Annotated in this window: 22 protein-coding genes and 3 tRNA genes; 15 read left to right on the top strand and 10 right to left on the bottom strand. The window is 40.8% G+C overall.

The window, feature by feature from the left end; genetic code table 11:
• Positions 1 to 3 precede the first annotated feature (3 nt).
• From BLP52_RS04940 to BLP52_RS14315, 4 genes are all read left to right on the top strand, one after another.
• Positions 4 to 801, top strand: a complete 798-nt coding sequence (locus BLP52_RS04940; RefSeq protein WP_091709250.1) for a DNA-directed RNA polymerase subunit D — start codon at positions 4 to 6, stop codon at positions 799 to 801.
• A gap of 63 nt (positions 802 to 864) precedes the next feature.
• A tRNA-Leu gene (locus tag BLP52_RS04935) sits at positions 865 to 952 on the top strand.
• A gap of 72 nt (positions 953 to 1024) precedes the next feature.
• Positions 1025 to 1112, top strand: a tRNA-Leu gene (locus tag BLP52_RS04930).
• 129 nt (positions 1113 to 1241) lie between these two features.
• Positions 1242 to 1397, top strand: a complete 156-nt coding sequence (locus BLP52_RS14315; protein WP_154717791.1) for a hypothetical protein — start codon at positions 1242 to 1244, stop codon at positions 1395 to 1397.
• Between the two features lie 35 nt (positions 1398 to 1432).
• Here BLP52_RS14315 and uppS read toward each other — a convergent pair whose 3' ends face one another.
• From uppS to BLP52_RS04915, 3 genes are all read right to left on the bottom strand, one after another.
• Positions 1433 to 2314 carry a polyprenyl diphosphate synthase gene (uppS, locus tag BLP52_RS04925; RefSeq protein ID WP_338011369.1) on the bottom strand — a complete coding sequence of 294 codons (882 nt, stop codon included), beginning with the start codon at positions 2312 to 2314 and terminating at the stop codon, positions 1433 to 1435.
• A gap of 80 nt (positions 2315 to 2394) precedes the next feature.
• Positions 2395 to 2718: a DUF2551 domain-containing protein gene (locus BLP52_RS04920; RefSeq protein ID WP_238380731.1), complete on the bottom strand. Its 324-nt coding sequence runs from the start codon at positions 2716 to 2718 to the stop codon at positions 2395 to 2397.
• Positions 2719 to 2825: 107 nt separating this feature from the next.
• On the bottom strand, positions 2826 to 3878 hold the full coding sequence (locus BLP52_RS04915) for a radical SAM protein (RefSeq protein ID WP_091709248.1): 1053 nt from the start codon (positions 3876 to 3878) through the stop codon (positions 2826 to 2828).
• Positions 3879 to 3966: 88 nt separating this feature from the next.
• On the opposite strand from BLP52_RS04915, the gene BLP52_RS04910 reads away from it, so the two are divergent.
• Positions 3967 to 4152: a 4Fe-4S binding protein gene (locus tag BLP52_RS04910; RefSeq protein WP_091709664.1), complete on the top strand. Its 186-nt coding sequence runs from the start codon at positions 3967 to 3969 to the stop codon at positions 4150 to 4152.
• A 32-nt stretch (positions 4153 to 4184) separates the two neighbouring features.
• On the opposite strand, the gene BLP52_RS04905 is transcribed toward BLP52_RS04910, so the two are convergent.
• The 3 genes from BLP52_RS04905 to BLP52_RS04895 all read right to left on the bottom strand — a co-directional run bounded on the left by BLP52_RS04905 (position 4185) and on the right by BLP52_RS04895 (position 9462).
• On the bottom strand, positions 4185 to 4757 hold the full coding sequence (locus tag BLP52_RS04905; RefSeq protein WP_091709247.1) for a flavin reductase family protein: 573 nt from the start codon (positions 4755 to 4757) through the stop codon (positions 4185 to 4187).
• Between the two features lie 108 nt (positions 4758 to 4865).
• Positions 4866 to 6833 (bottom strand): hypothetical protein, encoded by a 1968-nt coding sequence (locus BLP52_RS04900; RefSeq protein WP_238380730.1) that lies wholly within the window; start codon positions 6831 to 6833, stop codon positions 4866 to 4868.
• Positions 6793 to 9462, bottom strand: a complete 2670-nt coding sequence (locus BLP52_RS04895; RefSeq protein ID WP_238380729.1) for a type II/IV secretion system ATPase subunit — start codon at positions 9460 to 9462, stop codon at positions 6793 to 6795. The genes BLP52_RS04900 and BLP52_RS04895 overlap by 41 nt, the downstream gene beginning before the upstream one ends.
• 231 nt (positions 9463 to 9693) lie before the next feature.
• Here BLP52_RS04895 and xseA point away from each other — a divergent pair, with 231 nt between their 5' ends.
• Genes xseA through BLP52_RS04880 form a run of 3 tightly spaced genes read left to right on the top strand, consistent with a single transcriptional unit; the run spans position 9694 to position 12033 of the window.
• Positions 9694 to 10896 (top strand): exodeoxyribonuclease VII large subunit, encoded by a 1203-nt coding sequence (gene xseA / locus BLP52_RS04890; RefSeq protein ID WP_091709246.1) that lies wholly within the window; start codon positions 9694 to 9696, stop codon positions 10894 to 10896.
• 24 nt (positions 10897 to 10920) lie between these two features.
• Complete coding sequence (locus BLP52_RS04885; RefSeq protein WP_238380728.1) at positions 10921 to 11226, top strand: exodeoxyribonuclease VII small subunit; 306 nt, start codon at positions 10921 to 10923, stop codon at positions 11224 to 11226.
• Positions 11227 to 11253: 27 nt separating this feature from the next.
• On the top strand, positions 11254 to 12033 hold the full coding sequence (locus tag BLP52_RS04880; RefSeq protein WP_091709244.1) for a class I SAM-dependent methyltransferase: 780 nt from the start codon (positions 11254 to 11256) through the stop codon (positions 12031 to 12033).
• A 43-nt stretch (positions 12034 to 12076) separates the two neighbouring features.
• Here BLP52_RS04880 and ccsA read toward each other — a convergent pair whose 3' ends face one another.
• Together ccsA and BLP52_RS04870 are read right to left on the bottom strand one after the other, a co-directional pair.
• Positions 12077 to 13138: a cytochrome c biogenesis protein CcsA gene (gene ccsA, locus BLP52_RS04875; RefSeq protein ID WP_091709242.1), complete on the bottom strand. Its 1062-nt coding sequence runs from the start codon at positions 13136 to 13138 to the stop codon at positions 12077 to 12079.
• 4 nt (positions 13139 to 13142) lie between these two features.
• Complete coding sequence (locus BLP52_RS04870; protein ID WP_091709240.1) at positions 13143 to 14198, bottom strand: cytochrome c-type biogenesis CcmF C-terminal domain-containing protein; 1056 nt, start codon at positions 14196 to 14198, stop codon at positions 13143 to 13145.
• Positions 14199 to 14335: 137 nt separating this feature from the next.
• On the opposite strand from BLP52_RS04870, the gene BLP52_RS04865 reads away from it, so the two are divergent.
• The 6 genes from BLP52_RS04865 (at position 14336) to BLP52_RS04840 (ending at position 19004) form a co-directional block, all read left to right on the top strand.
• Positions 14336 to 14884 (top strand): CDP-2,3-bis-(O-geranylgeranyl)-sn-glycerol synthase, encoded by a 549-nt coding sequence (locus tag BLP52_RS04865; protein WP_274377641.1) that lies wholly within the window; start codon positions 14336 to 14338, stop codon positions 14882 to 14884.
• A gap of 43 nt (positions 14885 to 14927) precedes the next feature.
• Positions 14928 to 15488: an orotate phosphoribosyltransferase gene (gene pyrE, locus BLP52_RS04860; protein WP_238380727.1), complete on the top strand. Its 561-nt coding sequence runs from the start codon at positions 14928 to 14930 to the stop codon at positions 15486 to 15488.
• A 196-nt stretch (positions 15489 to 15684) separates the two neighbouring features.
• On the top strand, positions 15685 to 16989 hold the full coding sequence (gene purD / locus BLP52_RS04855; protein ID WP_091709237.1) for a phosphoribosylamine--glycine ligase: 1305 nt from the start codon (positions 15685 to 15687) through the stop codon (positions 16987 to 16989).
• 30 nt (positions 16990 to 17019) lie between these two features.
• Entirely contained in the window at positions 17020 to 17925 is a 906-nt protein-coding gene (argF, locus tag BLP52_RS04850) for an ornithine carbamoyltransferase (RefSeq protein WP_091709235.1), read from the top strand.
• A 136-nt stretch (positions 17926 to 18061) separates the two neighbouring features.
• On the top strand, positions 18062 to 18721 hold the full coding sequence (locus BLP52_RS14680; RefSeq protein ID WP_091709234.1) for a PEF-CTERM sorting domain-containing protein: 660 nt from the start codon (positions 18062 to 18064) through the stop codon (positions 18719 to 18721).
• A gap of 195 nt (positions 18722 to 18916) precedes the next feature.
• Positions 18917 to 19004: transfer RNA gene (locus BLP52_RS04840), tRNA-Leu, on the top strand.
• Positions 19005 to 19396: 392 nt separating this feature from the next.
• Here the strand turns inward: BLP52_RS04840 and BLP52_RS04830 are convergent.
• Positions 19397 to 19621, bottom strand: a complete 225-nt coding sequence (locus BLP52_RS04830; protein ID WP_091709230.1) for a hypothetical protein — start codon at positions 19619 to 19621, stop codon at positions 19397 to 19399.
• 466 nt (positions 19622 to 20087) lie between these two features.
• On the opposite strand from BLP52_RS04830, the gene BLP52_RS04825 reads away from it, so the two are divergent.
• The gene (locus BLP52_RS04825) at positions 20088 to 20819 is read left to right on the top strand and encodes a hypothetical protein (RefSeq protein ID WP_091709228.1); all 732 of its coding nucleotides are present in this window, start codon (positions 20088 to 20090) and stop codon (positions 20817 to 20819) included.
• Between the two features lie 175 nt (positions 20820 to 20994).
• Here BLP52_RS04825 and BLP52_RS04820 read toward each other — a convergent pair.
• A partial coding sequence (locus tag BLP52_RS04820; RefSeq protein ID WP_154717769.1) for an IS1 family transposase occupies positions 20995 to 21361 on the bottom strand: 367 nt, incomplete at its 5' end.

Raw genomic sequence — 21361 nt, 5'->3', positions numbered from 1 at the left:
CTCATGACAATGGAAGTAGACATACTTGAACTGTCTGAGAGGTCTGCAAAGTTCATATTATCCAATGCAAGTGCGGCATTTGCCAATGGTGTCAGAAGGGCGGCGCTCTCTGACGTACCAACTCTTGCTATTGATGATGTGAACATCTATAACAATACGTCAGTCCTCTTTGACGAGCAGTTAGCGTTAAGGCTTGGCCTTATCCCTTTGACAACAGACATTGAGGAGTTCGTACCTTTAGAAGAGTGCACCTGTGGCGGTACCGAATGTCCTGCATGTAAGGTTTCCCTTACACTCAGTGCAGAGGGTCCGAGAATGGTATATTCAGGAGATCTCGTATCATCTGATGAGAGGGTGCAGGCAGCTGACCAGAACATTCCTATCATTGATCTGAAGGAAGGCCAGAAGGTTGTGCTTGAGGCCATTGCTCATATGAATTATGGTTACAAACACGCAAAATGGCAAGCTGGTGTGGCGTGCGGCTACAAGAATATGCCAATAGTCACGTTCAATGACTGTGACGAATGTGGTGCATGTGTGAACGAATGTCCTAAGAACATTATTCACATTGGTCCGAACGGTGCAGAAATATCCGGTGACGATATCCTGAAATGTATTCTCTGCAAACTTTGTGCATCTGTCTGCGAGATTGATGCAATAACTGTATCTGAAGATGAAAATTCTTTCATTTTTACAATGGAATCTGATGGTTCATACACGGTTCAACAGTTAATTATAAATGCAGGAACAACTATTAAGGAGAAAGCCAGCCGGTTAGGGGAGATTTTAGAGTCCCTCTGACACGGTTTTAGGAGATTTACTCTCCTAATAATTTATATTTGAGTATAGGAAATCCAACTTGATGCGGGGGTTGCCCAGCCAGGCCAAAGGCGCTAGGTTGAGGGCCTAGTCTCGTAGGAGTTCGTGAGTTCGAATCTCACCTCCCGCACCAAATTCTTCTTAAAAGAAGAATAAAGTCAATGGCAAATTTCCTGTAAACTAACAATTCAACTGCATATCTTGTGCGGGGGTTGCCCAGCCAGGCCAAAGGCGCTAGGTTGAGGGCCTAGTCTCGTAGGAGTTCGTGAGTTCGAATCTCACCTCCCGCACCAAATTCTAATTTTGTAACTCTTCGAATCCTCTTCAATTATAACAGTCCTTTTTTCCAGGAAAAAATATATGTAATTTAGCATCTCACCTTTAAAGGGCGTTATGTCTAATTTAAGTCGTGGAGAGTAAACATGGATAAGAAATTTACAAAGGACGAAGAGGAAATAGAAGAGCTGCGTGTCAATAATACAACAGCAGACGAACGTAGGAACGCAATAGAAAATATAGAAGAAAATGAAAAAAAGAACATTAAGCCGGATGGTAAAACTGCAAACTGGAATAAGTGATACAACCGGGAAAGTTCACTCTTTTACTTTTTAAATTATATCTTTTCAATTTTAGCTTTTCTTACTTCCTGAATTTCCGCTTTTCCAAGAGCTTTTAGGAAATGTGCTGCGCGTATGGTGGTATGCTGGTTTTTTTCTCTCATACGGGCCTGATATACGCGAATAGAACGAAGAAAATCTATCTTACGGAACTCCGGCCAGAATGGAGCACAGAAATAAGCAGCACACTCATTTCCATTGGCTTGCCATGGGAGGAAATTGGATACTCTTTCATCTCCTCCTGTACGAATAATAAGATCTACGTCAGGCAAAGCAGAATTCCCGGAAGGATAAAGATGACTGGAGATCATATCTTCATTTATATCATCAGGTTCTATATCTCCTGCTTCAACTTTGCTAGCTATCTCTTTAACTGCCTGGATGATTTCCTGTCTGCCACCATATGCAATAGCAACGTTGAGGACAAAACTATCATATTCTGATGTTACAAGTTCTACGTTCTTAATTGATTCTTTAAGAGGTTCTGGCAATTTATCAATATCACCGATGGCATGAACCCGCATTTTTCTTTCATGCGTTCTTTCGTCAACTACTATTTCATCGAACTTCACTCTGATAAGGTCAAAAAGCTTATCTTTCTCATCATTATTCCTGTTAAAATTCTCAGTAGAAAATGCATAGATTGTAAGATATTCAATACCCAGACTACAGGCCCATTCCATAACATTTTCAGTTACATCTGCACCTCTGGCATGTCCATAAGAAGTGATCTGCCCGAGTTTGCGTGCATACCTGCGGTTACCATCCATAATAATGGCTACATGTCGGGGGACTTTCTCACTCTTCACTTCTTGAGTTAGAAGACGTTCATATCCTTTATAGACTATTCCGGGTATGTTTTTTAGTATATTTGACACTCCCGTAAGTTAGGTAAGAATAATTTCCATACACATTTAATTTCTACTTGAAAAAATGATCAAACAAAAAAGAGATGGAATTAGTAGTTATCAAGTACATTCCTGACAATATCTCTGTAATCTTCTTTAAGTAAGTAAATATTGTGGTCACCGGTAACATCAATGCTCAGAATTCCAAGTCTTGTGTTCATGAGGCCAACCATTGCGGAAACACCTCTGTAACTCACATCAAAATCTGTATCATGAAGATGCTCGTACACGTCTCCTGTAGTGAATTTACCACCATTAAGGAACAATTTCAGAACTACTTTACGTATACCTGTATCATCGCGACTAAGATATTTTATAAGCCTTTCTCTTACTCGCTCTTCAATCGTTTCCAGTACAAACACCTCTTTCTTCAATATGTTATTTTATCTTATAAAACTATTTATTTGCAATAGCTTTAAAACCTGTATTGTATATGAAAATTGTACCATCTATATCATTCTCACATATATATTTTGGCCTTTCACAAGGGTATTTTCTCAACAATTAGTCCCTCTTCAAAAGGATATCTTTCTATAATGTACAATTTTCTACCTGGTTTCTTAATAGATTCTGCAATTTCTTCAAGTATCCACCAGGCAAGATCAACACCTTTAGATTTTGTTTCCATCATGTCTGCCTGAACTTCCATCTGCACCAGTTCTTCTAAAACAGATTCCAAGTCATTCTCCGCGCATTCAATATTCCCGTAATAAACAGTACCTTCCTCGCCGATATCATCAAAAGGTCTTGCCGTATTTCCTGCAATCCGTATGAGCCTTTTGCGAAGCTGTACTGCATCCTTATAACTTGATGAGCAGAAATGAATTCTTTCACAATCCTTTGCCACTTCACGGGCAAACTTTTCAGAACCTTCTACTGCATTTGATACATCATCGATCAGAGAGTATCCCAGCTTTATCATAGCATCGGAGTTAGTGTCTGAAAATTCCAGTTCGTTGAGGTTCAGGAAACATTCTATATTGTTTGCAAAATGTCCTACTTTTTGCACACCAGCAATAGATGGAATCTCAATGCCCGTTTCCATTCCCAATTCCTTGGCATATTTGATAGAATTTGCATAGTCCGTCCTCTCAAGTTCATTCCATGCTTTCACAGGTGGATGGAACCTTATCTCATCCAGACCCGCATCTGCTAATTCTTTTAATGTATCGAACTCCGGTGCCATGGATGTGTACATGTGAATATGATGTTGATGCCCGAAATTATCTTTCAGGAGCCTGATATAATGAATAACTTTCTCTTTTCTCAGGAGCGGTTCACCGCCGGTAATTCCTGTTCCCAAGGCATCCATCTGTAATGCTTCGTCAACAACATCCTGGTCTGAAATAACCTTTCTTTCGTTCACGTAGGTCACGTCTGCACGTCTTTCTTCAGATACGGGGCAGTAGAAACAATCCTTTGGGCAGATTCCTGTAATGAAGAGAACCATCTTTGCTCCCTGTTTACAGAGCTTACAACCTTCTGAAAGAAAAGAATGGAAAGAACCTGCCTCTCCCTGTGTGACCTTACTCATCAGGGCTTTCTATAACCTGCTTGTATTTAAGGATATTTTACTTCAAAGGGTTAAGGCTTATCTAAGATTCAAACGTTTATCTGTTCTGATGGAAGAAAGAGATGGTTTTATTGTCTCAATAGGTTGCCGCAAATGCGGTAAATGTGAGAATATTTGTCCTAATGGGGCACTTTACAGGATCAACGGTTTTGTTAATGTTGACCATGGAAAATGCGATCTTTGTATGAAATGCGTGAATATATGTCCTAATAAAGCTCTGGTATACATGGAATAAGTTCCATGTTCCAGAACCGATTAGCCATCAACTTACTTTTTTATTCCTTCCATGCCAATGGAAAATGCCTTACCCAGTAACTCACCAAGTCCGTAATAACTTCTTTCAGGTGAATAGATGATAGGTTTTATCTTTTCGATCACAGGATTTCCTTTTTCGTCCAGTACAGATTCATCTGCTTTGATATCCATGATCTCACCTATGAATTGAGTATGAAGCCCAAGTTCAAAGCTCTGTACCAGCTTGCATTCAAGAACAACAGGGAATTCTTCTATGTATGGTGCATACACGACATCACTCTTAACAGGTGTAAGTCCCATTTTTTCAAACTTGTCCTCATCCCTGCCACTTGCGATTCCAAAATAATCCGTTTCTTTGACATAGTTCTCAGACGGAATGTTAATGGTGAAAGCTTCCTTTTCCATGATATTGGCATAACTGTATGTCGCCTTTCTTAAGGATACGCTGATACATGGGGGGTCTGAGCAACATATTCCTGCCCAGGCGGCAGTCATAGCATTTGCTTTTCCGAACATGTCATAAGTTCCTACAAGCCATGCGGGAGTAGGGTATGCCAGTGTCTTTGCTCCGATTGATCTTTTCATAATAGCACCTATATAAAAAAGAGCATTAAAGCAGCTTTAATCTTGCGGCAGTTGATATATGATAATTATCTTTCAAATTTTCCTTCATTACGTGCTATTTCCCCGAATTCATATCATTCCCCTGAAAATGATCCTTGAGAATATGGTTGAAACTGTAAAGACAATTATTGTCACTGGAAGTATCTGCCCAATCTCATATCGCAATTGTGATTTATCTCCGCCATATTCTATTGTTCCTGAAAATCGTATCAATATAACGGTTATTAGTATGATGTAAATCCCTATCGCAAACATGAAAAGATCAGAGGGTATGGACTGGTTCAGATTATCGGGTGATATTTGTGCAGGTCCGGGTAGTGAATTCTCAGGAAGTCTCCTGATGCTGTCAGATATATTCTGAAGTATCTTTGCTATGACTTCAGAAAGTGCGATGGTGACACCAGCTATAAGTGGCGCGAAGACTGCCGCAGTTGAACGCATGGTAGAAGTCATGTCATATAATGATTGTTTGATATTGAGTTCCACATTCTGAAGCTCCTTCAAGTGGTCTGCAAGTTTTACAATTGCAACACCTGCTATCTCATGGCTTTTATGAGTGCTTTCCACAAGCAGTTTCATCGTGGTCTTTATCCTTTCTGAGTATATGTCTTTGAAAGCCCCGAAATTCTCATCAAATATTGCAGAGTAAACATCTGTTCTCATATTCATCAGATTCAATGATATTCTTTCAAATGCTGGCGCAATATCTGATCCTTCCATGGTGCTTGCAGTGTGTATGAACGCCTCTTCTGCAGATCTTCCTTCTGATATCCTTCTTCCAAGAATGAAGAGTGCATCTGAGAACTCATTCTCCATCTTGCGTATTTCGTCTCTTATTTTCTTGTATGGGGCGTAGCTGATGTTCAGATAGATTGCCACTGCAAATACAATCCCCCATATCACAAAGAGCGTAGGCGGGATTATTCCTTCAAGTGTATTGGTAGAAACAATATTCCATGGATTTCCTTTGAGGATTAATATATATCCGAGTGAGGATATCAAAAGACCAATGGACAAGGAAAGTATCAATGATTCACGTTTTCTTTTTTTGATACCTTCAAGTCCCGGGTGGCTGTCAGGAATATTCTGTGGTATGAATGCAGCAGGTCGCTGCATGAGTATATATTCCGCATAGGCGAATGTGAAGAGTGGCAGGACAACGTCGTACACTATCACAAGTGTACCTATTCCAAACTTTATACCCACAACTGTTATGGCAGGCATGAGTGCCACAAGTGCAAGGGGTATCAGGATGAAAACTGAGTAAAGCACATAAGTGGGCGTTTTAAGTTTGGATGCAAAGCTGTCCATCAGGTTCTTCGTACTTTCAAGCACAAGGTCAAGAGACCTGTTCAGCGTGATTATTCTCTGTGCTTCATCAGGTTCGCTGGTTGAACTTTTAATGAGGTGTAATGCCCTTTTGAAGAATTCACTGTCCTTGCCCCAGAGATTTGAGAATTCAAGGATCGCATCATCAATTCCACGATATTCCCTTACATGCAGGTTCCATATCATTTTCTTCAGGTCTTTTGCAAGTGGTCTGCCGGAATTCTCAGCGGCAAATCTGATGGCTACTTCCATATTCGGCACAAGTTTCATGGACATTACCAGATAGCTCACTATCTCCGGCATATCTCCTAGAGAGCTTACCTTCATCCATTTTGCATGAAGCTTGATATACTCGCTAGTGTAAAGCATCACGGCCAGGGGAAACAAAAGGCTCAATACGATAACTGCATGCAATGTTGAGCTTTCAAAGCTTGTTATCCTGAACAGGAAATAATCAAATATCAGTATGCTTACAAGTGCACAGGCAGCCGCAACATAGGAAAACATAACTGTTTCATAAGGCTCAAGTCCCATGCCAGTGTAGACCATTGCATTCCTGTATTCCTCGCTGGTTGAATTGTCAGCTTTTCGCCGGAATGAATCAAGGTCTTTTAACAGCCAGTTGAAGTTTGCAGATATGAATTTACATCCATGGTAGTACCAGTTCTCACTGTACAGTCTGACCACCTTCTGTGAAGTAATCTTCATTCGTGATCAGGTCACAGGGTCCATCTGGAATAATATCATCAAAAGAGAGTGCAGCCATTTTTTCCGAAAGAGTGTTCGCATCACTTTCAATGTCTCTCTCGTTGCTTTCATTTGACCTCTCTCCAGTATCATCTTTCCTTCCTGCAAATGAACTGAACCATTCATACCACCTATCATAGACTCTCTGGTAGTTCATTCTATCTGGTTCTGTGATCTCTTTGTCCATGAGCACCCAGAACATATTGTTAGCTGTTGCCACATTCTTAGCCTCAAGCAGATGAGGCTGCTCCAGTCCAAACTCTGCTATCTTTCCTTTGATCATTGCTCTCATGCGGATATTCATAGCAGCATCATCCATGGATATGCCCCATTTATCTGCAATTTTTCCAATGAGGACAGATTGGCCTCTGTCCATGAGGTCGGATGGCACAATTCTGTCAGTTGAAGCATCGTAGCTTAGTATATCAGAGAAAACCTTTCCAGAGTTCTCATCCCATTTCTCGTTAACCTCTGCAACCTGCATAACACGTCTTTTCATTGTCATGCTACCTGAGAGTCTAGTATTAGCGCAAACTATCACAGCATCGGTGGCCTTGAATGATGCAGGAGGAACTTCCAGGGTGTTGACTATCCTTTCGTACACTGCATCTGTAGAAGATCCGTGAATCGTACCAATGACAGAGTTTCCTGCCGCACCAACCTGCATAGCCTCGTACAACACTGCCACTTCAGGTCCCCTTACTTCTCCCATAATAAGTGATGAACTACCAAGCCTCAGGGAAGCACGTAAAGCAACGGACGGTTCGATCTCCACACCATATTTCATTATGGCTGACTGTGAATTAAGTCCCTGCACCTTCCATCCCATTTCCTGAAGTTCTTCAATGGGTATCTCCGGTGTGTCCTCTATTGTTATCATGCGGTATTTCTGTGGCATTTCCAAAAGTAGTGCACACATGAGTGAGGTCTTTCCAGCTCCTACGCCACCGGCAACCAGCACTGACGCCTGGCCGTCCATGATAAAGCTCAGAAGCCCTGCAGCAAGTGGTGAGATGGAACCCTTGTTGATGAGTTTTGGTAATGTCCACGGGTCTTTTGCATGTTTTCTGAAAGCATAAGCTATACCTTTTGCACTAAGAGGATCACCGATAACAGATACTCTCACTCCATACTCCCTGAGAAACATTTCAAGAACAGGAGTAGCTTCACCAAAAGGTCTTCCACTTATCGAACGCAGCCTTGAAACCATGGATTCCATATCTTCTTGTGACAGATAAATGTTGGAAATACATTCCTCTCCATCAAGCACTACATGAACAGGATTCAGGTCCGCAGGTGCATTTACATAAACATCTGTAACTCTCTCGTCAGACAGCAAATCCTCAAGGATGCCAAGTCCTGTTGTATATTTAGTGAGCAAGTCGCAGCAGAGTTTCACCTTTGCAGGATCAGTAAGTATATCCTCTACATCTTTTTCTTCATACAGGAACTGTTTACTAAGCCTGCGAAAATATTCTCTTGAACTTCCCGGGTCTGCGAACTGCAAGTCTGCAGGCCGGTGAGTTATCATTTTCATCCTGATCCTTTCTATTAGTTTCAGTTCCTTTTCCTCAAGCGAATACTCCACAGGATTGATGATGTACATTTTCTCCGGGCGGTCTGTCAGCTGGTAGATATTTACCGGCAGTCGTCTTTCATCCTGATAACTGATGTCATAACATTCAAGGAAAAGAGTATTGTCAGGTGGTTCTGTGTATATTCGGGATGTTGAAAAGGGAGGCCTGACATAAGAACGCAGCTGGCTCTCATAATCTATTGCACATTTTTCGTCACTTATACCATCTGCCTTTATGTAGCAGATCATGGAATTCGCAGTTCCTGCCCTGATATTACTGGTTATTCGTCCGGATAATGCTTTCATTTCCAGCAAAGTGTTGAGAAATCTCTTTCTGCAGATCGAACACTCATGCCGGATATCAAAGCAGCTGTCTTTTTTTTCATTATATACTACCAGTTTCTCAATTGAATAACAGGTCTTTAACGGATCAGTTCCAGCAGCCGAAATGATTGAATCCATTATTCTGGTGTGCTCTTTTTTGCAGAGACTGGAATTGTCACAGCTTTCACTTGTGAATCTGGAATTTCTGTATGGTATAAGTTTGTCCTGCAAGCCTGCCATGTGATAAATTGTAGCCAGAGATCTTCCTTCGTAATCTCTTTCATAGAGTTTTGCAAGCGTAAGTCTCTCAACAGCAGGCTCTTTTCTTAATATATCAAAAATATTCTTCCTGCAATGTTCGTTTTGCAGGCTGGACCCGTGTTCACATTCACTGCAATCTATTGTTATATTCCTGCTGTTTCTGTTTACTTTGGATCTGTAAGGGCAGATCTCATCCTGCTGCGCTTTCTTTCCAGCCAGAATGCTGAATCTGCCAACCAGTTTGCTCACCATATTTTTAGTCTTATCTTTCTCTTGATCGTTTGCGGCAACAATGCCTGCAATTATCATCTTTTCCTCAGGTAAGACCATTTGCATTTGCGGATAGTCAATGACATCTGTTATCGCGTCAGAATTGTCATTTAGATCACTATTCACTATGCAGGTAGTTTTTCTTTTTTTCAGTACCACGTTTTTCACCACCTATGAACTTTTTTCAAATGAAAAACGAACATATTAAAACTTTTCTAAATTAAATTTTAACTATTTACTTATTTACAAACTTATTTTTTAGAAATATTTGCTGTCAGAAGGTATCGGGGGGAAAATATCAGCAACAAGCGTTAATACAATACTTTCACATTACTTCCCACTGGTTTTAATACTCCCGGAGCATATTCTCTTAAAAGACCGGAGGTCTGTATGGGTATATACACCGTATCACAGCTAAATGAGCACATAAAAAAGGTTCTGACAAACGATCCGCAACTATCGCAGGTGTGGGTTCGCGGTGAGATATCGAACCTGACGAAACATAGCTCCGGCCATTATTATTTCACACTTAAGGATGGGAACGCGCAGATAAGCTGCGTGAGTTTCAGGATGACCAACAGGACCCTGAAATTCGAACCAGAATCCTCAATGAAAGTCCTTGTGTTCGGAACTGTTGACGTGTACACTGTCCGAGGTCAGTATCAGCTTAGGGTTCTTGATATGCGTCCTGATGGTATCGGTGAGCTTTACAAAGCATATGAACAGCTCAGGAACAGGTTACAGGAGGAAGGTCTGTTCGATGTTGTTCACAAGAAGAAGATTCCTCAATATCCTTCCAGAATTGGTGTTATTACGTCACCGACCGGAGCAGCAATTCATGACATACTTCATGTGCTCAGGCGCAGGTTCCCTGTTGACGTCCTGCTCAGTCCTGCGATAGTTCAGGGTGAGAACTCTGCAGGGAGTATTGTAAAAGCCCTTGAATATCTAAACCAGACCGATGTAGATGTGATTATCGTGGGAAGAGGTGGCGGCTCTTTGGAAGACCTTTGGTCCTTTAATGAAGAGCTTGTTGCAAGAGCCATATTTGATTCCGAGATTCCTGTTATATCTGCTGTGGGACATGAAACAGATTATACCATTTCAGATTTTGTGGCGGACGTAAGAGCACCAACTCCATCTGCTGCAGCTGAAATTGCAGTTCCTGAAAAGACTGGCCTGAAAAAACATGTTGAATCTGTTTCATCACGTATGCAACAGGCAGCAATACATCTTATTGCTGACAGACGGCATCATGTTGAGTATCTTTATTCCCGCATAGAGCCGGAAAGATTTGCTGAAATTGTGCGGCGTGATATGCAGAGGATCGATGAGATGGGTTCCCGAATGGAAATGGCTTTTGGGAGGGCAATGGAATCCAGGTATGCTTCACTTAGTGGACTTGCAGGCAGACTGAATGCAGTAAGTCCTTTGAACACTCTTGAACGTGGATATAGTATTGCTCTGAAAAATGAGGATCATGCTGTGATCAGACGTGTTGATGACGTGGAAACCGATGAATTGGTGGATGTAAGGTTAATAGATGGTACACTAGAGTGCAAAGTAACGGGTAAGGCCAGAGAAAGGAAATAAAGCTGAAAATAGGAGTTGAAGTTTATGGCAGGAACTGGGAAAGGTTCTGAAGAAAGGACAGATGTTGGGAAGCGCCAGATGAGTGATCTTATGAGCGGATTGGAAGATTCAGAGACTATAAGTTTTGAAGATTCCCTTGTAGAACTTGAATCTCTGGTTGAGAAACTTGAAAAAGGACAATTGACCCTTGATCAGAGTCTGGGACTATTTGAGCGTGGCATGAAACTTGCTAGGATCTGCAACCAGAAACTATCCAAAGCTGAAAGAAAGATCGAGATTCTGATAGAAGAGAATGGCAATCTGAAGACTGAGACCTTTATTGAAGAATAAGATCATCCAAAATTAAGGGGGATTTCTGTGAAAAAGGGATTTGATGGTGAGAAGTACGAGAAATTTTCAGCACCACAACAGGAGTGGGGCAGCAAAGTAATGGATGAGCTTGCCCTGAAAGGCAATGAACACATCCTTGATCTTGGTTGCGGCAATGGTCTTCTCAGCGCAAAACTTGCAGAAAAGGTTCCGGATGGAAAAGTAACTGGTATTGACAGTTCACCTTCTATGCTTAAACAGGCAAAAAAGCACAAGAAAGGCAATATGGATTTCTTATTGTGTGACATTACCGGGATGGACCTTGAGGATGAGTTCGATGTTGTGTTCTCAAACGCTGCTCTTCATTGGGTGAAAGATCATTCTCTTGCTTTGCGTCAGATCAATCGCTCAATGAAAAGTGGCGGAATCATGAGAGTACAGTTTGCGGGTGAAGGTAATTGTATGAATCTGATTCCAGTCCTTAAAGAAATAATGGATTCTCCGGAATTCAAGGATGATTTCAGTTCATTTGAGTGGCCTTGGTACATACCCGGTGTTGAAGAATACGAAAAATTGCTTATCGAGGCAGGCTTTGAAAGCATCCGTGTGTGGATAGAGAACGCTGATCGCAATTTTCCTGATGAAGAATCTTATGTTGGATGGATAAACCAACCAAGTCTTGTTCCTTTTGTATCTTTTCTCCCGGAGGATAAGGCTATTCTTTTCGCAAAGCGCGTTATCAAAGAAGCAAAAAAGATAGCTGAGCAGGAAGATGGAACCTATTTTGAATATTTCAGACGTCTGAATGTTCATGCCTTAAAAAAATAGAATGACAAATGCTCTAAAGCAATTATCTGTTACTTTTTCCTTTTCAATTTTCGTCCAGATATCTCTTACCCAGAAGGAATATACTACCTCCTGTAAGAAGTACCAGGAATATGGCTATGACCAGTCCTTCTGTTGTGAAGTCCTGCCATGAGTGTACAGAAGCCCAGATGCCACTTCTTGTTACAAAGGTTGCGAATATAACAAGAATAAAAGATACCACTGCCATAAATGGTGCCAGGAATCCATATTCTCCATACTTTGTACGTGATTGCGCATGAAGATATGCTGTTGCAGTTATCCATGGTATAAGAGAAGATGTTTCTACGGGGTCCCAGGTCCAGTACCATGCCCCCCATCCAAGCACTTCGTATGCCCAGAATCCTCCAAGACCGATTCCAAGTGTCAGGAATAGCCATGCAATTCTCATCCAGTCTCTTGATATTAGTGTCCAGCGATTGTCTTTTGTGATAAGGTTGGCAACGGCAGCAGAAAATGGAATGGTAAAAGCTGCATATCCCAGGAAGAGCATTGGGGGGTGGACAGCCATCCATGGGTTTCTCAGGAGAGGGTTCATTCCCTGGCCGTAGGGCACATTATAGAGTGTTGCAAAAGGATTCCAGTTAGTTGGTTCTATGGAACCTGTTGGCAGAACCCTGAAAGCTGAAAAAGGATTGTCAATTACAAGCAGTATCAGGAATACAGAAACAATTGCCATGGTCACCATTGTGGTGATATCCATTAACTTTGATTCTGAAAGTTCCTTTGTGTGTCCGGTATATCGCACGAACATAAGCATCACAAGGATCGCCCACGCCCAGAGCAGTAGTGAACCCTGCTGGCCTGCCCAGAATGCTGAAATGCGATAGAACCATGAAAGATCGGTGCTTGAGTGATTATACACGTATTCGTAGGATGCGTTCACACTCAACAGGTGTATAATGAGGATCATGGATGAGAGTGTGACGGCAAGCGTGCAGAGTATTTCCAGTTTTTTTGTCAGTATTCCTGATCTCTGGTCAGAATTCAAATTATATCTTATTGAGGCAAATGTGGCACCCAGTCCACAGATGAAGGATATCCATATTAGTATCATTCCAAAATTCAAAACATCACCTCTTTCCCTTCACCCTTTTTGCTTTACGCTTCTCTATTTCCTGCTGAAGCATTCGGTCGTACTTATCTCCACTGTCTGTAATATTTGAACTGGTTTTTACTGAAGTGTTGTTGGATTCAATTGCTCTATCTTTGTTCCCGCGGTCAGTCAGAAGAAGGGCAATGATGCCTATTATCATGAGGTAGATACCTCCCCAGAGGCAGTTGATAAATGGTACAGTTCTCATGTAGAGGTCGATCTCACCGGCAGATTCGTCAATAGCTCTTGGAGCGATGAAAAGTTCCTCAGTGAGTCCGCGGTTTATGTAAGTGGTTGTATATGTCTGCCCCCACTTGAAATCGGTGATGTAGTTCACTTTTCCGCCCTTGAAATATCTGCCATTTTTGTAGATATCAAAAATGACCTCTGTTGTGTACGATGATGCTGGATAGTTTCTGAAAGCTTCTCCGCTGTAGTATGAGTTCATACTGTTCATTTTAAGTTGGTAGTGTTGTCCGTCGAAGCTTATGATCTCGCTGGAACCTGAATTTAGGACTGCGGAGCTTTCCATCTTCATGTTGGAGCTGAGTACTATGCCGAGAAGGATAAGCAGTATTCCAACATGGATTATGTGTGCGCTGATCTTACGTATCTTATCTTTAGTTGCAGTATTCTGTTTACTTGAAATCATTCTGTATATGCGGTACAACGTTGCCAGGAGAGCTACTATCAGTATTGGCAGGGAAATGTCGATCGGAGTATTTCCAAATGGTGATAGCACTGCAAAGATCAGTGAAATCAAGGCTGAGCCTGTTACTACGGGGATAATATATTTTTTATCTGCATATCCTATCAGCATGCATGTGCTTAGAAGCAGCACCAGTACAGCAACAGGAATTGCAGATCTGGTGTTATAATATCCAGGGTCAAGGCTCAGATTCACGCCGTTTACAAGCTTTGCGATCAGGGGAGTTAGCATCCCTATTGTAATGATAGTTGCCAGTATGAGAAAAGTGACAACAGTCGCAAGCATGGTATTACTAGTTGTCAGGTTCGGTATTTTGTTTTTCATCTTGCGGGAATTTTTATGTGTACAATGTATTTATAGTTAGAGCTATTTTATCCGTTGTACTTTGATATATTAAATAACGTATATGCAAACGGAAATTGCAAAAAAGAGTTTTCAAAGAGGGTTGTTACTTGATAGAGATAATCATCACTGCTGTCTGGCTGATGCTTCCTGCTTACCTTCCAAACTCCATGGCTGCTGTTTTTGGCGGTGGCCGTCCTATAGATGGTGGCAGAACGATGTCTGATGGGCGTCGCATGCTTGGGGATGGAAAGACCTGGCGCGGTCTTATTGCAGGTACTGTGTGCGGAATGTTGCTGGGCATGTTGCAGATGTATTATCTTAGCAGAAGCAGTAGCATATTTGGAGTTGAGTTGCCATCCTTTGGAGAGGGTATGGGTGCTTTGCTTGTGATATTCACCCTTGCATTCGGTTCGCTGTTGGGTGATATGTCCATGAGTTACTTCAAACGCAGGATGGGATACAAGAGAGGTGCTGCCCTGCCAGGTGTTGACCAGCTTGATTTTGTCATGGGCGCATGGCTGCTGACATTAATAACTTCACCTGCATGGTTTTTGGGCAATTTCACATCCAGTATTGTTCTTACCCTGCTTATCATAACTCCTCTGCTGCATTTTGTAACAAACGTTATTGGTTATTTCATAGGGGTAAAGAACGAGCCCTGGTGATTGACAGAGTTTAACAATTATCAAACAAATTATCTATTTAGCAATGATTTTAGCAATAATCGGTGATCTTATGTCTGACGGGAATGGCAAACGTACATTAATTGATGCATTAAAGGCATGTGGTGCAGTCAAATTTGGAGATTTCACACTTGCTTCAGGAAAGAAGAGCAGTTATTATATTGATATAAAGAAAGCAAGCACGGATCCTAAGACCCTCAAGGTTATAGCAAAGGAGGCAGGCAAGGTCATAAAGGGTCTGGATATCGATTCAGTCGGTGGTGTTGTGCTTGGTGGTGTTCCACTTGCAACAGCAGTTTCAATGGAGACCGATCTTCCACTTATACTTATTCGTAAATCTGCGAAAGAATACGGTACTGGGGGACGCTTTGTTGGTGATTTCCAGAAAGGTTCAAAGGTACTGCTTCTTGAGGATGTGACCACCAGCGGTGGTTCTGTAATGGATGCCATTGTGGCAATTCGTGAAGCAGGTGCCGTGGTTGACAGGGTCATTACTGTCGTTGACCGTGAGTCTGGGGCTGAAAAGAGCCTGAGTGATATCGGTGTGAAACTTGTGCCTCTTGTCAGGGCAAGTGATCTCATCTGATGTATTGACTGAGAGTCTCATCAGAAGTATCATCTGAACATCCGAATAAAAGACAAGTTATTTATTTCAGGAATTAGAACTTTCTGATATTCTAATTCCTACTTATAATCAAACAAAAATATCTCTAATTAATCGAATACCATATACAATTTTGATAAGATTTTTCTGACAAATTTTGATAAATGAGGTTTCATAAATGAATATACTAGTAGTTGGTGGCGGCGGAAGAGAGCATGCTATCGTGGCAGCAATTGAACGTAGCAGAAAAGACCCGTCCATCTATGTGGTGATGTCAAAGAAGAACCCGGGCATTGCTGCTCTTTGTGAGGATTATCTCCTTGAGAAGGAGACAAACGTTGAGAAAGTTGTCGAGTATGCTGTTTCTAAGAACATTGAACTTGTTGTAGTTGGTCCGGAAGCTCCTCTTGCAGTAGGCATTGCAGATGCCCTTGAAGCAGAAGGTATCAGCGTTGCAAGTCCTAAGCAGAAGGTTGCACAGCTCGAGTTCGATAAGGCATGGGCACGCAACTTCATGAAGAACAACAATATTGCAGGCTGTCCTGTTTTTGATGTTTTCACAGATAAGGCTGCAATGGATGCTTTTATCGATGAGCTTGGAAATGTTGCTATTAAGCCTGCAGGTCTTACAGGAGGAAAAGGTGTCAAGGTAATGGGTGACCAGTTACCTGATGTTGAAGCTGCAAAAGAGTATGCATCAAGTCTTCTTGATATGGGAAGTGTTGTTGTTGAGGAGAACCTCGTTGGTGAGGAGTTCACACTTCAGGCTTTTGTTGACGGAAAGAACCTTGCTTTCATGCCAACAGTCCAGGATCATAAGAGAGCATTTGAGAATGACCTCGGACCAAACACCGGTGGTATGGGTTCATACAACGGCGCAGGCGAGATTCTTCCGTTCCTGACCGCTGAGGATGTTGAAGGTTCAAAGCAGATCATGAAGGACACCATTAAGGCTCTTTACAAGGAGACCGGGCAGGAGTATAAGGGAACGCTCTACGGTCAGTTCATGATCACAAAGGACGGTCCAAAGGTTATTGAGTTCAATGCACGTTTCGGTGACCCAGAAGCAATGAACGTATTGCCTCTTCTGGAATCAGATTATGTTGATGTGCTGGCTGCAATGGCAAGTGGTACACTTGATAAGATCGATGTGAAGTTCAGCAATAAGGCAACAGTGTGCAAGTATGCTGTTCCTGCAGGCTATCCTGATGATCCTACAAAGGACAGGGAAGTAACAGTTGGTGATATTGGTGATGCAATTCTTTTCTATTCAAGCGTTTACGAGAAGGATGGGAAGGTGTACACCACAGGTTCAAGGGCTGTTGCTGTTGTAGGTGTTGCGGATTCAATTGAAGAAGCAGAAGAGATCGCCCAGAATGCTCTGGAGAATCTTTGCGGTGACCTTCATTACAGAAGTGATATCGGCAAAGCGTTCCTTATTCAGAGACGTATTGACCACATGAATGAAATACGCGGGCAGTAATTTTATTAGGTATATAGTGAGGGTTTAAGTATGAAGCACCTGATTTCAATGGCAGACCTGACTCATGATGAGATCAATGAGTTACTTGATATGGCGGAGGATCTTAAGGAGAAACGCCTGAGAGGTAAGGTCACAGACCTGCTAAAGAATAAGAGTCTCGGCATGATCTTTGAAAAGTCATCTACACGTACACGTGTGTCCTTTGAGGTTGCTATGTGCGACCTTGGAGGACATGCTCTCTATCTCAACGCCAGGGATATGCAGCTTGGCAGAGGCGAGACTGTGGGCGACACTTCTGAGGTTCTTTCCAGATACCTCTATGGTATCATTGCAAGGGTTTACAGCCATGAAACGGTGAAACAGCTGGCAGAGCATTCCTCTATTCCGGTTATCAATGCGCTTTCGGATAAGGAACATCCATGCCAGATACTTGCCGACCTTCTCACTATCCGTGAGTATAAGAGCAAGATTGCCGGCCTGAAGTATGCGTGGGTTGGCGACGGAAACAATGTTTGTAATTCTGCTATTATCGGCGGTGCCCTGATGGAAATGGAGGTGGCAGTTGCATGTCCTCCGGGATATGAGCCGGATGAGGACATTGTTGAGCTTGCAAGAGAACTTGGCGGAAATATAACTATCACCAATGACCCGAATGAGGCTGCAAAGGATGCAGATATCCTTTATGCTGATGTATGGGTTTCCATGGGCGATGAGGATGAGCGTGAGAAACGCTTGAAGGACCTTGCACCATACCAGATCAATAATGAACTGGTGGAGCAGGCTAAACCGGATGTCATCGTTATGCACTGTCTCCCTGCACACCGCGGTGAAGAGATTAGCGCAGAGGTTATGGATGGTCCTCATTCAGTTGTTTTTGACCAGGCAGAGAACCGCCTGCACGCCCAGAAAGCTCTTCTTATGAAAATGATGGCATGAACTTTTGTAGGCTTTAATACTTTTCAAATCTCATAATAATTATGAGATTTCTATTTTTATCAATTAACTGGGTCAGGTTTATATAACTTTGTTACTGAACATAATTACGTATTAAACGTACAGTGGTGGTAACGATATGAAAATGATGAAAACATTTATGCTACTAGCTGTGCTTATATCTCTTGTAGGTATGGCATCAGCTGCAACGACTGTAGAACTAGACCAAACAGATTTCGGATGTACTGAAGGTCAATTCGATGTTACAGTAACTGAATATCCAACATATGTTGAATGGGTGGTCGAGATCGATCCTTCAATTGCACCAATAAGTTCAGCAACAGGTGTTCAACTTGCGATTTCCGATCAGACAGCTCCTGTATTCATTCTTGGTGTAATGCCTGGTGAAAGTGGAATTGATGACTCGCAACCTGCTTATAAAGAATATTCTAGTGGCTGGGGACCTGCAACTAATGTCCTTCCTGCAGGAATGTCTGTTACAGGTAACAATGCAGATCTGACAAAAGCAACTACTTTCACTATAATGATTGATAAGACGGTCTTTGAATGTGAATCATTCAGATGGGCAATGAACATCGTAATAGATGATGACAACAATCCAGGACCTGATAATCTTCAGTGTAAGTATCCTATAGGATGGGGATGGAGCTCACCAGCATGTGATTACGTTCCAATGGAAATAAGCTGTGACCAGGAAATCCCTGAATTCCCAACTGTTGCACTGCCTATTGCCGCAATCATCGGTCTGGCATTTGTGTTCCAACGCCGTAAGGACTAATCAGAAAACTTAGTAAGCAAATATTGACCGGAATAACCGGTCTTATCTATTTTTTCTTCTATTCTCCTTATTTAATAGCGATAGCTCTATATGTCATTAGCCAATACCAGAGTCAACGTTGTTCTTTCCGGGTCAGAACACCCAATAATCGATAAAGGATATATAGAATAAATCCATTTAATGACCATTCACAATGCGGGAGTTGCCCAGCCTGGCCAAAGGCGCTAGGTTCAGAGCCTAGTCTCGTAGGAGTTCATGCGTTCGAATCGCATCTCCCGCACCACGATTTTTGTTATTTATGAGTGACTTATGCTCTAAATTTCATAATGCTTAATTTCATTTTTGTTATAGTATATTTTGTGATGACATTGTACCCAAAGTGAGACTTACCACCTTTGTTACCGGTGTCCTACTTCTGGTTCTTATTGTTTAGCATCATTTTTTCAGGTTTATAAGTTTTAGAATCTATTGGATCCTCCCTTTTTTTATTTTCAACCCAAGGACATTAAGCTGGCTATGAATCTCATATTTTTTGATTTTTACCATTATCGGCAATTCTCTGTCTGAATGATCAAACAGTTGTGCTTTCAGGAACTTATTCTGGGATACACAAGAATTTCCTAATAGATATTCTGTCAACATATTGTCTTTCAAGTTTGGATCAGATGAACCATGTCATTGTCGCAGAACACGTATTTTGACCATCACAATAACATCAGCTTCAGGTCTGCCGTATAAAGCTGTTTTATTGCTATTTATCAATTCTAAGATTAATCTAAAAGTTTTCCAATCGATTAATGATTCAATTTCAGCAATTTTTTGATCAATCGATTGAAGACGTTTGTATTCTCCATAAAGGGCAAAATCAGTTAAATTACTCACAATACTTGATTTATTCATGTGTTATTTATATTTTAGTTCTATATTGAATGAGTTCATCGAGTTCCTCCATATACAAAAAATCCAATTATCAGTGCTATGACAATAATTGCCACAAGTATTACAAAGAATTGTAATATCCTTTTAATTAAGTCCATGGTTAATTAGTCCCTCCTGAATGATATTATCTACATATTCACTAAATTGTTGTGTAGCTATATATCATTTACTTTTTTTTTTAAATTTATGTAAATATTCTTTTTTAGTATTACTCTTAGAATTGTATGTTATTATACTTGTTTTATGTTCATTATTTACTATCAAATTACTCACAGTTAATAATAAATAATTTACTTCATGTATTTTATTCTATAAGTATTATCTTTTTTGATTAAGATATTACTTTTCATTTGGAAAATATCCTATTTTTTAATATAAAATTAAAAATAATTGGATATATTCCTCGTAAAATGTGGAGATAAATAAAATGTCACTTAAATTTAGAACAAGTATATTGCTTATTGCGATGCTTTTGGTATGTGCATTTATTGTACAACCTGTAAGTTCACAAGAAGTATTGACAGCTAGTGAAACACCTTCCGATTTTGAACAAGGATTAATCGATGCATTGAATTCAAAAAGTAACATTCTGACAACAGACACTATAATTACTGATTATTTTGAGAAAAACCAAGTATCCACAGATTATATTAAAAAAGATAGCACCTCCTCTAAGACGATTAGTTTAAGAACATATGAACTAAATGATGGGTCTTACATATCATTCCCAAACGATAATTTCTTTTTCATAAGTGATATTAAGGAAACGGAGAACACTAGCATTGTAACAAAAAGTACTTCTAGAACATCTGATATTTTGGCATCGAGAGCAGTGTACTCCAAATATGGTGGTCAAAAAGTTTATACTCTATACACACAAGGATACTTCACCTATGATGGTGAAACTGTAGATGCTCACCTTCTCAACTCATGGTATAAGAAGGAGTTTCTTGCCGCTGCAATTTGGAAAGTTTCAAACTGGGAAAAAGGCACATATGAATATAGCTCTGGCACCACCTCTAAATTCTATGGCAGAGGTAATTTTGAATGGGGACTATACATCAGTGGTTATGGTCTGACTTTGGGAGACTATTACAATGAGCTATATGTTGTAGGTGATGAGGATGGAGATTATATAATAGCTTTTGATTCATATTAAATGAACACTATGTTATATTTTTAAATTCAACTTGAACTATTTGCAGCCATGTGTGCTGCTATTTTTTTAACCAAATAATTGCTTTTGCAAGTATTTATTTACTATTTTTAAAAATTTATTGCAATAGGCCTTAAACGAGATAATAAGTGGTAGTGTTAATGTTTAATCGGCATTGTTACTCAAACATAGTTAGCTCTTTATTTCTGAATTTCATTAACAGTAGGACAGAGTACCGCAGCATTTCAATACTCTTTGTATAACACTTGGACTTTCTTCTCAACCTTGCCAGAAAATGCCTAAATATACTATTATATCCTTCTACAGTATATGTTTCTGCTTTGGATCGAGTATGAATCGCCGCTGGAAGAAACTCTGCATATGCTTTCCAGTGATCCGTCATGACTTCTTTTATCTCAATATCCTTTAATTTGTCCCAGAGTTGTATTCCAGTTTCTGTGCCTCTGCTGCCAAAAGAACAGTTGATGAACCTTTTCCCAACTCTATCAATAGCAATCCAGATCCAGCAATATTTTTTTTGTTGC

The organism is Methanolobus vulcani (genome assembly GCF_900100715.1).
GTDB lineage: Archaea > Halobacteriota > Methanosarcinia > Methanosarcinales > Methanosarcinaceae > Methanolobus > Methanolobus vulcani.
Note: the sequence above shows the minus strand (reverse complement) of the source record. Positions and strands in the feature narration are given on the sequence as shown.

What these genes read in the sequence shown, in the direction of transcription:
- BLP52_RS04940 (WP_091709250.1), top strand. Translation starts at nt 4, where the DNA reads ATGACAATGGAAGTAGACATACTTGAACTGTCTGAGAGGTCTGCAAAG.
- BLP52_RS14315 (WP_154717791.1), top strand. Translation starts at nt 1,242, where the DNA reads ATGGATAAGAAATTTACAAAGGACGAAGAGGAAATAGAAGAGCTGCGT.
- BLP52_RS04915 (WP_091709248.1), bottom strand. Translation starts at nt 3,878, where the DNA reads ATGAGTAAGGTCACACAGGGAGAGGCAGGTTCTTTCCATTCTTTTCTT.
- BLP52_RS04910 (WP_091709664.1), top strand. Translation starts at nt 3,967, where the DNA reads ATGGAAGAAAGAGATGGTTTTATTGTCTCAATAGGTTGCCGCAAATGC.
- BLP52_RS04905 (WP_091709247.1), bottom strand. Translation starts at nt 4,757, where the DNA reads ATGAAAAGATCAATCGGAGCAAAGACACTGGCATACCCTACTCCCGCA.
- BLP52_RS04900 (WP_238380730.1), bottom strand. Translation starts at nt 6,833, where the DNA reads ATGAAGATTACTTCACAGAAGGTGGTCAGACTGTACAGTGAGAACTGG.
- xseA (WP_091709246.1), top strand. Translation starts at nt 9,694, where the DNA reads ATGGGTATATACACCGTATCACAGCTAAATGAGCACATAAAAAAGGTT.
- BLP52_RS04885 (WP_238380728.1), top strand. Translation starts at nt 10,921, where the DNA reads ATGGCAGGAACTGGGAAAGGTTCTGAAGAAAGGACAGATGTTGGGAAG.
- BLP52_RS04870 (WP_091709240.1), bottom strand. Translation starts at nt 14,198, where the DNA reads ATGAAAAACAAAATACCGAACCTGACAACTAGTAATACCATGCTTGCG.
- pyrE (WP_238380727.1), top strand. Translation starts at nt 14,928, where the DNA reads ATGATTTTAGCAATAATCGGTGATCTTATGTCTGACGGGAATGGCAAA.
- purD (WP_091709237.1), top strand. Translation starts at nt 15,685, where the DNA reads ATGAATATACTAGTAGTTGGTGGCGGCGGAAGAGAGCATGCTATCGTG.
- argF (WP_091709235.1), top strand. Translation starts at nt 17,020, where the DNA reads ATGAAGCACCTGATTTCAATGGCAGACCTGACTCATGATGAGATCAAT.
- BLP52_RS14680 (WP_091709234.1), top strand. Translation starts at nt 18,062, where the DNA reads ATGAAAATGATGAAAACATTTATGCTACTAGCTGTGCTTATATCTCTT.
- BLP52_RS04830 (WP_091709230.1), bottom strand. Translation starts at nt 19,621, where the DNA reads ATGAATAAATCAAGTATTGTGAGTAATTTAACTGATTTTGCCCTTTAT.
- BLP52_RS04825 (WP_091709228.1), top strand. Translation starts at nt 20,088, where the DNA reads ATGTCACTTAAATTTAGAACAAGTATATTGCTTATTGCGATGCTTTTG.